Annotated in this window: 6 protein-coding genes, 12 tRNA genes and 1 rRNA gene; all 19 read right to left on the bottom strand. The window is 46.6% G+C overall.

The genetic code is table 11. From position 1 onward, the window contains the following. Nucleotides 1-144: 144 nt before the first annotated feature. On the bottom strand, nt 145-2934 hold the full coding sequence (ppc, locus tag FS806_RS24115) for a phosphoenolpyruvate carboxylase (RefSeq protein ID WP_144941756.1): 2790 nt from the start codon (nt 2932-2934) through the stop codon (nt 145-147). Between the two features lie 201 nt (nt 2935-3135). Beyond that, nucleotides 3136-4395 carry a sugar ABC transporter substrate-binding protein gene (locus FS806_RS24110; protein WP_144941754.1) on the bottom strand — a complete coding sequence of 420 codons (1260 nt, stop codon included), beginning with the start codon at nt 4393-4395 and terminating at the stop codon, nt 3136-3138. A 55-nt stretch (nt 4396-4450) separates the two neighbouring features. Beyond that, complete coding sequence (locus tag FS806_RS24105; RefSeq protein WP_225312826.1) at nt 4451-5272, bottom strand: carbohydrate ABC transporter permease; 822 nt, start codon at nt 5270-5272, stop codon at nt 4451-4453. Continuing rightward, nucleotides 5262-6122 (bottom strand): carbohydrate ABC transporter permease, encoded by an 861-nt coding sequence (locus FS806_RS24100; RefSeq protein WP_144941752.1) that lies wholly within the window; start codon nt 6120-6122, stop codon nt 5262-5264. The genes FS806_RS24105 and FS806_RS24100 overlap by 11 nt, the downstream gene beginning before the upstream one ends. A 26-nt stretch (nt 6123-6148) precedes the next feature. Then, nucleotides 6149-6862: a trehalose operon repressor gene (gene treR, locus FS806_RS24095; protein ID WP_144941750.1), complete on the bottom strand. Its 714-nt coding sequence runs from the start codon at nt 6860-6862 to the stop codon at nt 6149-6151. After that, nucleotides 6859-8571 carry an alpha,alpha-phosphotrehalase gene (treC, locus tag FS806_RS24090; protein WP_144941748.1) on the bottom strand — a complete coding sequence of 571 codons (1713 nt, stop codon included), beginning with the start codon at nt 8569-8571 and terminating at the stop codon, nt 6859-6861. Before treC ends, treR begins: the two co-directional genes overlap by 4 nt. A gap of 353 nt (nt 8572-8924) precedes the next feature. Continuing rightward, a tRNA-Gly gene (locus FS806_RS24085) sits at nt 8925-8995 on the bottom strand. Nucleotides 8996-9044: 49 nt separating this feature from the next. Further along, nucleotides 9045-9118: transfer RNA gene (locus tag FS806_RS24080), tRNA-Pro, on the bottom strand. 28 nt (nt 9119-9146) lie between these two features. Continuing rightward, a tRNA-Arg gene (locus FS806_RS24075) sits at nt 9147-9223 on the bottom strand. 4 nt (nt 9224-9227) lie between these two features. Beyond that, nucleotides 9228-9302, bottom strand: a tRNA-Gly gene (locus tag FS806_RS24070). A gap of 61 nt (nt 9303-9363) precedes the next feature. Continuing rightward, nucleotides 9364-9443: transfer RNA gene (locus FS806_RS24065), tRNA-Leu, on the bottom strand. An 8-nt stretch (nt 9444-9451) separates the two neighbouring features. Further along, nucleotides 9452-9527, bottom strand: a tRNA-Lys gene (locus tag FS806_RS24060). Nucleotides 9528-9584: 57 nt separating this feature from the next. Further along, nucleotides 9585-9659: transfer RNA gene (locus FS806_RS24055), tRNA-Gln, on the bottom strand. 12 nt (nt 9660-9671) lie between these two features. Then, nucleotides 9672-9747, bottom strand: a tRNA-Thr gene (locus FS806_RS24050). A 34-nt stretch (nt 9748-9781) separates the two neighbouring features. Continuing rightward, nucleotides 9782-9857: transfer RNA gene (locus FS806_RS24045), tRNA-Val, on the bottom strand. Nucleotides 9858-9864: 7 nt separating this feature from the next. Next, nucleotides 9865-9936 (bottom strand) — tRNA-Glu (locus FS806_RS24040). Nucleotides 9937-9943: 7 nt separating this feature from the next. Continuing rightward, nucleotides 9944-10016 (bottom strand) — tRNA-Thr (locus tag FS806_RS24035). A 1-nt stretch (nt 10017) separates the two neighbouring features. Continuing rightward, a tRNA-Asn gene (locus tag FS806_RS24030) sits at nt 10018-10093 on the bottom strand. A 166-nt stretch (nt 10094-10259) separates the two neighbouring features. Further along, nucleotides 10260-10376: ribosomal RNA gene (rrf, locus tag FS806_RS24025) — 5S ribosomal RNA — on the bottom strand. Nucleotides 10377-10528: the final 152 nt, after the last annotated feature.

Here is a 10528-nt window from a genome sequence, read left to right as displayed (position 1 = left end):
ATCCCTCCACCCGCATAGCGGGTGGTTTTTTGTTTCGCACGCTTCGCGAGCTCAACTGGCTAAAGCCATAATAAAAAGTCGGGCACCCGAAGGCTCCCGACTCCACTGTAAAAAAGGGTTTCTAGATGAGACCAGTGCCCGGTCTTAACCCGTATTGCGCATTCCTGCGGCAATTCCGTTAATGGTCAGAAGCACTTCACGCAGCAGCGTTGGGTCGTCTTCCTGTTTCTCCCGAATTGCCCTTAACTCTGTAAGCAGTTCTACCTGCATATAGCTTAGAGGATCGACATAAGGATTCCTCAGGCGAATAGACTCTTGGAGGTTAGGGTCATTATCCATAATTTCTTGCTGCCCGGTTATAAGCAGAAGAATCTTCGATGTTAATTCATATTCTTCCCGAATTAGTTCATAAATACGCTCGGCGATGGACGGATCCTTCACCATTCTTCCATATTCCTTAGCAATATTCAAATCGGCTTTGGCTAGTGCCATCTGTAAATTATCGATGGTCGTACGGAAGAACGGCCATTTCTGATACATCTCCCGAAGCGTGGCCAAATTCTCGGGTTTGTCGTTATAGAAGCTCTGCAAGCCGGTTCCCGAAGCATACCACGCAGGGAATAAATAACGGCATTGTGTCCACGCGAATACCCATGGAATTGCCCGCAAATCTTCGAACCGGTCACTGTTGCTTCTCTTCGATGGGCGCGAACCGATGTTCAATTCCCCAATCTCCTTAAGCGGGGTAGACTCTCTGAAGAAGGTCAGGAAGTCCTTGTCCCTGAAGACCAGGTCCTGATACTTGTTCAGGGAAGCTTGCGAAATCTGCTCCATAATCTCTTCCCACTCGGAGGCGCAAGCCTCATTCTGTGAAAGCTTGGCGTACATTCCTACTTTAATTAAAGCAGAGGTTGCCTGCTCCAGACTCCGATAGGCAATGCCTTTAACGGAATATCTCTGGGAGAGAACTTCTCCCTGCTCCGTAATCTTGACACCGGCGCCCAGCGTCTGAGGCGGCTGAGCCATAACACTCCGGTACAGCGGCATTCCGCCCCGGCCCAGAGCTCCACCCCGGCCATGGAAGAACTTCAATTTGATATCAAATTGGTTAGCCATCTCGGTGATGTTCTCCAGAGCAGAACGAAGCTCCCAATTAGCGGTTAATACTCCGCCATCTTTATTGCTGTCGGAATATCCTAGCATGATTTCCTGGAGAGGGTTCAAGTCGTCCAAGCTGGCCCGGTAAGCCGGAATTTCGAACAGTGTTCGCATGATTTCCGGAGCCGCGTGCAAATCGTCCACCGTTTCAAACAACGGAACCGGCTGCAGCGTGCACAGAACCTTGCCGTCCTTCTCACGACGATATAATCCGACTTCCTTGCTGAATACCATAACTTCCAGCAAATCACTGGCCGATTCCGTCATACTGATCAGGTAGCTGGAGATGCAATCCTGGCCGAAGAGAAGCTGTGCTTCTTTGACCGTCTTAAACACGTCCAAACATTCCTGGGTAGACTCGGAATAATCCATGTAAGGAGAAGTAATCAGCCTGGGATCATTCAAAACTCCGGTGAGAAGCTCAACCTTCGCGGCTTCATCTAATTCTGAGTAGTTGGAGACTATACCCATGCGTGCAAGAACCTCGGTCATCGCGGATTCATGTTCTCTGCTGTGCTGTCGAATATCCAGCTTCGCCATATGGAAACCGAATAGCTCCACTTGTCTGATCAGCTTCAGCAAGTAATGATCCGCTACAAAGTCCGCATAATGATTCCTCAGGCTCCGCTCAATGATCTCCAGATCCTGGATAAATTCCTTCGGTGATGAATATTTACCTTCCTCTTCCGCACTACGGCTGCCCGTATTGTGGATCTTCTCGAGCATATAGGTCAGTTTAACCCGGTAAGGCTCTTTCTCATTGCGCCAAGGTTCTTCCTTCTTTAATTGTACGAGGGAACGGTCCTTCTCGATCGATTGCAGCAATTCATCCGTAACGCTGACGATATTTTTGCTGAAGGTCATATGACTGGCCATCGTACGCAGCGCCTCTTCATATTTGGCCAAGGCTACTTCACGGTGCATGAGTAATGTTTGCCACGTTACGTTCGCCTTAACCGAAGGGTTACCATCTCGGTCGCCACCTATCCAGGAGCCAAATCTTAGAAAATTAGGGACATGCCAATTTTCACCCGGGTAGTATTTCTCCAGGCAGCGCTCCACTTCTGCATACACATTCGGAAGCACATCGAACAAAGTTTCGTCGAAATAATATAATCCATTGCTCACTTCATCCAGTACCGTCGGCTTCCGGTCGCGAAGCTCATCGGTTTGCCATAAAGTCAACACTTCGGCCAACAATCTGTCGCGAAGCTGCTCCCGCTCCCGTACGGTAAGCATGGGATTATCCAGTTCCATGACATCGTCGGAAATCCGGCGGTGAATATCCAATACGGCTCTTCGTGTAGCCTCCGTAGGATGGGCAGTGATCACCAGCTCCAAAGAGATACGGCCCATAATTTCCAGTACGTCGTCTACGGCCAGATTCCTTTCTTTAAGCTCTTTAACCGCGCTTTCGATCGATCCCGGCTGGATAGACTCTCCCGCAGAACGCTCATAATCCTTCTTGCGGCGAATCCGGTGATTTTGCTCGGCAATATTGACCAATTGGAAATAAATGGCGAACGCCCGGATGACCTGGTGGCGAATATCCGGATCGAACGATTTGATCGTTTCTTTAATTTCGTTGTAAACCTCCCGATCAAATTGCGTTCGCAATGTCTTGCTCATCTCTCTGATCTTCTCAACGATTTCAAGCAGCTCATTCCCGCCCTGATGCACTAATACATCGCCTAGTATATTTCCTAGAAAGCGGACATCTCTGCGAAGTAAACTGCTAGGTTGGTTCTTGGCTAGTGCATTCGTACTTTCCGACATCCAATTTCACCTCATTTTTGTCATAACCTTAAGGAGCTTTCTCAACCGCGAACATTTCTTCACATTCATTTATTTTATCATAAAAATCCAGAATGAATATACATCTTTATAGATTTAGTGAAAAGTTCCAAGGATCCTTCTGTTTCGCACATATGAAAGAGACACCCCCGGGTGTCTCTTTCCAACGTCAATATGTTTTTCTTATTCGTGTTCGCTTTTCGCTTTTTGAATGATTTCGGCGTATTTGTCCAAAGTTTCTTTAACATCCTTCTTATCAATAACGACTTCACTCAGCGATTCGTTGATCGCCTTGTTCACATCCGCCCAATAAGGAACGTTAGGCAGCGGCTTGGCCACTTTCAAGCCCTCTTGCACCGCTTCGAAATACGGCTTCTGCCAATCCTCTACCTCGCCGTAAACATCGCTTCTAAAGGAAGGCCAACCCAACTTCGTAATCAATTGCTCTTGAACTTCTTTGGACATTAAATATTCCATAAATTCCAGCGCCAGCTCTTTGTTAGACGATCCGACCGGAATCCCCATTACTTCTCCGCCCAACGTTTTAACTGCGCCTTCGGGGCCGCTGAAGCCGGCATTCGCTTTAATCTCGGTCTTGCCGCCGTCTTTAACGATAATATTCACGCCAAACGGCCAGTTAGGCGCATAGTATACGGATTCGCTTGCCAGGAAGCTGTTTGTCGAGCTGAAGCTTGCTTTTAACGTATCTTCGGATAGATAAGGCCACAGCTCCTGCAGGTAAGTATAGGCCTTAATCGTTCCTTCGTCATTTAACACAAGCGGATCTCCGCCGGCTTGACGAATAAATTCGACGATTTCTATCACATCGCCGGTCAGTTTGATTTTCAAGGCGACTCTTCCGAGCTGCTCCTTCTCTTTCAACGTCTTTGCAACATGAAGAAGCTCGTCCCAGGTTTTAGGCGCCTCTAGCCCATACTGCTGGAATTTGTTTTCGTTATAATAATTGATTTCAACGTTTGGTCTATAGGGCAGGAAGTAAGTTTTACCATCAAATTCTCCCGCTGTCACCAATCCTTCGATCGCTTCACCGGGAATTTTGTCCTTATAAGCGGACAAGTCTTCCACGAGCCCTTTGGAAACAAGAAGCGATGTATTATTCACGTCTTGGGCAATTAAGTCGATTTCCATCTTGTTAGCCTGCTTCATGGCCTCCAGCTTTTTCACAACATCCTGGGCCTCTACCTGCAGCGCTTCGATTTTCGCATTATGCTTCTTTTCGAAAGCGGGAATAATGTCCTGCTTCATAACCGCCCATTCTTCTTCACTTAATGCCATCGTCACCGTGAGCTTTTTAGGCTGCTCTCCCGATGCTCCGGATCCTTCGGACGAAGGTGTCGAGTTCTTGGCGCAACCTGCGACGACCCCGGATACCATAACTGTTGTGAGACCTACAGCCAGTAGCTTGCTCATATTGCTTTTCATTCAGTAACCCCTCCGATGATGTATAATGTATTTTTTCCCGCTAAGAGCTGATATATCACCCTTTGACGGCGCCCCCTAAATAATCGGACTTCAAATATCTTTGGAAAATAAAAGTGATTATGAATACCGGAATAGCAAGTATCGTCGCATAAGCGGCTTGCTGGAAGAACCCTCCTCTCTCAACGTAATAGTAAATTTGAAGTGGCATTGTTTTCGTAGAGAGCGACAGATACAGCGCATAAGTAAAGTCGTTCCATGAGTTAAGCCAAACATACAAGGCGGCTACCGCTATTCCTTGCATGGCAACCGGAAGAATTATCCTGATCAGTGCCTGCATTCTGGTGGCTCCATCGACATAAGCCGCTTCTTCAAGTTCTATCGGAATGGAAGAGAAATTGGCGACCAGAATCCATGCCATGAACGGCAGCTGTCCGATTAGATGCGCCAACACCAATCCAATATCCGTGTCAAGCAGATTCCATTTCAGGAAAGTGACCGAAATAGGAAGGGCAATCCCTACAATAGGGAACATCTTCGTAAAGAAAAGTGTCAGGATATAGCCGTACTTCGCTTTGGTGCCCATTCGGGAAATGGCATACGATGCCGGCGCCACGATTAGAATCGCTATAATCATTGTAAGGGACGCTACCGTAAAGCTTTTTCTTAACGGCGGCCATAGGTTGCCCGATTCGAAAATTTGCTTCCAATGTTTAAAAGTCACTTCATGGATCAGAAAGGTCGGATGCTGCGTCAGTACTTCTCCGGGCTGGCTAAACGATATTTTCACCAGGATATATACGGGCGCGATCATAAGGAAACTTATAAAGATGACTGCCGCATAAAGCCCTGCTCTGGAAACCCAGCTTTTACTTGCCAACGTTCAGCCCCTCCCCTCTATCAACAAATTTGAGGTACAACAAGACGAATATGACGATAAGGAGAAGCAGTATGGTCGAGGCTGCTCCAGATGCGCTCAGATTGTTATAAGCGTACTCTTCGTAAGCATATGTCGATAGGAACGGCACCGCTTTACCCACCAGTATTTGCGGCAATTCAAAAATCCGGAAGGAATCGACGGCCCGCAAAATGATCGTCATCGTAATCGTCGGCTTGAGCAGCGGCAGAGTCACGTTTCTGAAGGTCTGCCATTTCGATGCCCCATCGATGCTGCTTGCCTCATAGATCTCTTTGGAAATCGACTCCAGTCCCGCCAGAAGCAGCAGCACTACAATAGGGAGCACCTTCCACGTATCGGCGAAAGCTACGACAAACAGACTCTTCCAATCCCCGCTTGTCCAGTTGATGGGGACTTGAATCAAACCAAGACGGTACAGCAATTCATTCAAATAACCTTGCGTCCCGAATACGTAAAGCAGAGTAACCCCGGATACAAGGGTAGGGATCCCCATCGGCATTAGCACTAAAGAGCGGATAATGCCCTTGCCTTTGAAGGTTTGCTTCAGAATTATGGCAATGCCAAGTCCCGCCGTAATCTGAATCGTCAAACCGATGGCTGTGATCCCGATCGTGTTCCAGATTGCTCTGGAGAAGTTAGGCTTATTAAATAAGTACTGATAAACGGATAGTGTCCACTCTCCGGTCGACGGATCCTGGAAGCCCATCGAAATCGTCTTCAAGATCGGAATTATCGTAAATCCGAGAATGTATATGGAAAGCGGAAGGACAAATAATATTTCCAAATAATATTTTTTCATGAACCTCAACATGCATCACCTCGTCGGCTCGTCTACTTCTAATAATTCCTTCTGGCGAAATCTACAAATTTGAATTTATCCGGCGTATGCCTCGATTCCGTATATTGGAACAGAGTCGTATCATTTAAATAAACATAGTTCTGTACTACGACCACCATGTTGTAGTGATGCAAGTCCAAATATTGTTTATCTTCTTCCGTAGCTTCCTGAACGGATATGACCTTTTTTGCATACCCGATTTCCAGGCAGAGCTTTTTTTCAATATATTCGTATATCGATTCTTCACAGATCTTGATAGTCAGATCCGGCACACATTTCTTCTTGAAGTAATCTTTGTCCAGAATGATTCTTTCGTCGCCGATATGCCTTACCCGGACAACCTCCCATACTTCATCCTCTTCGTCTGTTTCTAACTGGGTGGCAAGGAACAGGTCCGGCTTAATGATTTTTAACTTCTCCACGACGGTTTTGGATGACCTTCCGAGCTGCTTGGACAATTCCTTAAAGCTGACCAAGCCTGAGATAGGGAAGTTAAATCGTTTGATCTCCAGTACGATGGAGCCCTTGCCGCGGATCTTCTGAATGTAGCCGTTTTGGGATAAAAGATTGAGCGCCTTACGTACCGTCTCCCGCGATGTATCATATTGAAGGACAAGCTCATTCTCCGAAGGAAGAAAGGTATTCGCTTCGTATTCTCCCTTCTCGATTTTTCCGATGACATCGCGATATATCATCATATACTTTTTGTTCATGGCGCCTCCTCGAACTTGTCATAGGTTTTCAAATGATAAACAATTGATTCATAGGGGCGTAAATTTAACCTTCGATAATCCATTGAAGAATCCTCATAGTTCGAAATTAATATTTCGCTTCTATAACCATCTAAATCAAGATCTGCCGGCAGCTCGAAGCTCGAACGTTTATTGGCAAAATTATTGATCACAAGCAATTTCTCTCCAGGGGCCGACCGAATATAGGCAAAAATATGCGGATCTTCCTTCAGAATGAGCCGGTAGTCGCCATCAATGATAATGTCATACTTCTTGCGGAGGTCGATCAGCTTCCGATAATGGTAGAAGACCGAGTCCTCATCCTCCAGTGCAGCTTCTACATTAATTCTTTTGTAGCTTGAAGCTGTCTTGATCCATGGAGTGCCTGTTGTAAACCCCGAATTTACGGATGCATTCCACTGCATAGGAGTTCGTGAATTATCGCGCGACCTTTTCTTGATGATCTCCATGATTTGCGGCTCGTCCTTGCCGGCGCTCTTCATTAATTCATACATGTTAAGGGTTTCCACATCGCGATAATCGTTTATATCGTCAAATTTCGGATCAATCATCCCGATTTCCTCTCCCTGATAGATAAAAGGAGTTCCTTGCATCATATGGATCGTCGTCGCGAGCATTTTGGCCGATTGTTTATGATACTCGCCGTCATCGGCATACCGTCCTACAATTCTGGGCTGATCATGGTTGCACCAGAACAACGCATTCCAGCCGCCGCCCTTATGCATCTCCACCTGCCAGTCCGACAGAACCTGCTTTAGGGCTACGAGATCGAAGTCTCCAAGCTCCCACTTCTCTCCATTCGGATAATCGACTTTCAAATGATGAAAATTGAATACCATATTCAGCTCTTGACGCTCGGGGTTCGTATATTTAATACAGTGGTCTATGGTAGTCGATGACATTTCTCCAACCGTGATCATCTTGTACTTGGAGAATACTTCCCGATTCATCTCATGCATCCATTCATGCACTCTGGGGCCGTCCGTATAATACTTCCTTCCGTCCCCGGAATCATCGTCCGGAAACCTTCGATCCTTCGAGATAAGATTAATGACGTCGAGTCTGAACCCTTCTACCCCTTTTTGAAGCCAAAAGTGCATGATATCGTAGACCTTCTGTCTGACCTCATCATTCTCCCAGTTTAAGTCCGCTTGTGTCTCATCAAACAGATGCAAATAATAGGCGCCCGTTTGTGGATCGAATTTCCAAGCAGATCCTCCAAATTTAGACTGCCAGTTGTTCGGTTCTTTACCATCCTCTGTCTTCTTCCATATATAGTAATTTCTATACGGATTGTTTTCCGATTGACGAGACTGCTTAAACCATTCATGCTCTGTTGAAGTATGATTGACTACAATATCCATAATGATTTTAATGTTTCTCCGGCGAGCCTCTTGAACTAAATGTTCGAAGTCCTCCATCGTCCCATATTTCTCGTCAATACGGTGATAATTGCTTATATCATACCCATTATCCCTTTGGGGGGATTCATAGATCGGAGTTAACCAAATGACGTCGATTCCCAATTTGACGAAGTAATCCAACTTCTGAATAATACCGTTGATGTCGCCAATTCCGTCTCCGTTGGAGTCCATAAAGCTTTTCGGATAAATTTGATAAATCGTACTTTTCTTCCACCAGGCGCTCTCCGGCCTCTTGTTTAAATGCAATGCAATCCATCCTTTAGTTAATCGTGCTAAGTATTCATCGAAATGAAATCATGTATATACATGATTTTCCTTAAAAATATAATAAAATGACAATATAATGATCGAATTAAATCAAACATGTATATACAGGTTCGATTATATTATAAGGAGCGACATTTGACAATAAAATAATTCAGGAAAAAAATAACGATCTGTCGCAACAGGTCAATTAAAAATAAAAAACTCCTTATCGGATAAGGAGTTTTAAACATTGCGGAATCTGAACTTCGCTTTGTCTCGGTATGGAACAAGCAGCTTCCAATTAAATAAAAAAACCTTGCTATCTAAGCAAGGTTCACTTCGTTATCTTTGGAAGCGGGTGATGGGAATCGAACCCACGCTACCAGCTTGGAAGGCTGGAGTTCTACCATTGAACTACACCCGCATGATAACCCACAATGATGAGTCTTGTTGTGGGAGTCATGACATAAATATCGGGACGACACGATTTGAACATGCGACCCCCTGGTCCCAAACCAGGTGCTCTACCAAGCTGAGCTACGTCCCGAAGATGTTATATCGCCGCATGAAGAAAGTGGCGTGCCCTGAGAGATTCGAACTCCCGACCTTTTGATTCGTAGTCAAACGCTCTATCCAGCTGAGCTAAGGGCACTTATTGGAGCGGACGACGGGATTCGAACCCGCGACCCTCGCCTTGGCAAGGCGATGCTCTACCACTGAGCCACGTCCGCATTTTCAATCACGCATTCTAATATAACAAGTTTTCTTAGAAAAGTCAAGTGTTTATTTGAATGCGCGTGGAGGGACTTGAACCCCCACGGTCTCCCGCTAGATCCTAAGTCTAGTGCGTCTGCCAATTCCGCCACACGCGCATATCAAATGGTGAGCCATGGAGGACTCGAACCTCCGACACCCTGATTAAAAGTCAGGTGCTCTACCGACTGAGCTAATGGCTCGCATTCTTCCGACAATAATCGGAATACTCGGCTAAGCTTATCTGCTTAAGAGTAAAATGGCTGGGGATCCAGGATTCGAACCTGGGCATGACGGAGTCAAAGTCCGTTGCCTTACCGCTTGGCTAATCCCCATTATAAAAGAACTGGTGCCGTCGAGAGGACTTGAACCCCCAACCTACTGATTACAAGTCAGTTGCTCTACCAATTGAGCTACAACGGCTAATAGTATGTCCATACCACCGAAAATTATACAGTGGTGGACGCTGACGGGATCGAACCGCCGACCCTCTGCTTGTAAGGCAGATGCTCTCCCAGCTGAGCTAAGCGTCCAAAATAATGACCCGTACGGGATTCGAACCCGTGTTACCGCCGTGAAAGGGCGGTGTCTTAACCGCTTGACCAACGGGCCAGACTGAAGCTTCCAACCGGGCTCGAACCGGTGACCTCATCCTTACCATGGATGCACTCTACCTACTGAGCTATGGAAGCATGGCTCCCCGAACAGGACTCGAACCTGTGACAACTCGGTTAACAGCCGAGTGCTCTACCAACTGAGCTATCAGGGAACGTTCGCTTGGCAACGTCCTTCCGCATCGGTTGTGCCGCTTCTCGAAACTCTTCAAGGTCGGCATCGGAATCCACTGCTTGGGCCGGGCCAGCTTCTTGGCTTTCTTCGTTCAAAGATTCCGCATACTCTCCTTCGGGAGAGATGAAGTCTTCTTTGAAGTAACCGCTTGGCAACGTCCTACTCTCCCAGGACCCTTCGGTCCAAGTACCATCGGCGCTGGAGGGCTTAACGGTCGTGTTCGGGATGGGTACGCGTGGTTCCCCTCCGCCATCGTCACCAAACGATTTATTTTCTGTTCAGGGTTTATTCCCTGAAAACTAGTAGCGAATTTAGCGATTCATCCATTGTGGATCCATGATCATGTATAGGTTAAGCCCTCGACCGATTAGTATTCGTCAGCTCCATGCATTGCTGCACTTCCACCCCGAACCTA

The sequence above is a fragment of the Paenibacillus sp. 32O-W genome, assembly GCF_007679495.1.
GTDB lineage: Bacteria > Bacillota > Bacilli > Paenibacillales > NBRC-103111 > Paenibacillus_L > Paenibacillus_L residui.
This window is presented reverse-complemented; position numbering and strand designations above follow the sequence as displayed.